Genomic DNA, 504 nt, shown 5'->3' on the forward strand with positions numbered 1-504 from the left:
ATAGGTGACTCAATGGCTGGAACCACTCCAAGTTCAGAGATGAACTTCTTGATCCAAACAGCTTCTTTGGCAGCTTCAGAGGCGGCTACATACTCAGCTTCAGTAGTGGAATCCGCTGTAATAGTCTGCTTACAGCTCTTCCAACTGAACACTCCACCATTCAAGGTGAATAAATATCCAGATGTAGACTTTCTATCATCTATATCTGACTGAAAGTCAGAATCAGTGAATCCATCTACCTTAAGCTCATCTTCTCCATAGACAAGAATCAAATCCTTAGTGCTTCTCAAGTACTTAAGGATATTCTTGACTGCTATCCAGTGTGCCTCACCTGGATTAGACTGATATCTGCTGACAACGCTTACAGCATGACTGATATCAGGTCTAGTACATAGCATAGCATACATAAGACTCCCTACAGCTGAAGCATAAGGGATCTTACTCATATGCTCTCTCTCTTGATCTGTCTTGGGAGACATATCCTTGGAGAGATGAATTTCTCCA

Annotated in this window: 1 protein-coding gene; it reads right to left on the reverse strand. The window is 42.1% G+C overall.

Annotated elements, in window-relative coordinates; translation table 11 throughout:
- On the reverse strand, window positions 1-446 hold a 446-nt coding region (locus tag IE226_RS43875), incomplete at its 3' end, for a Ty1/Copia family ribonuclease HI (protein ID WP_190087118.1).
- Window positions 447-504 lie beyond the last annotated feature (58 nt).

This window comes from Streptomyces longisporoflavus, from assembly GCF_014649775.1.
GTDB classification, from domain to species: Bacteria; Actinomycetota; Actinomycetes; order Streptomycetales; family Streptomycetaceae; genus Streptomyces; species Streptomyces longisporoflavus.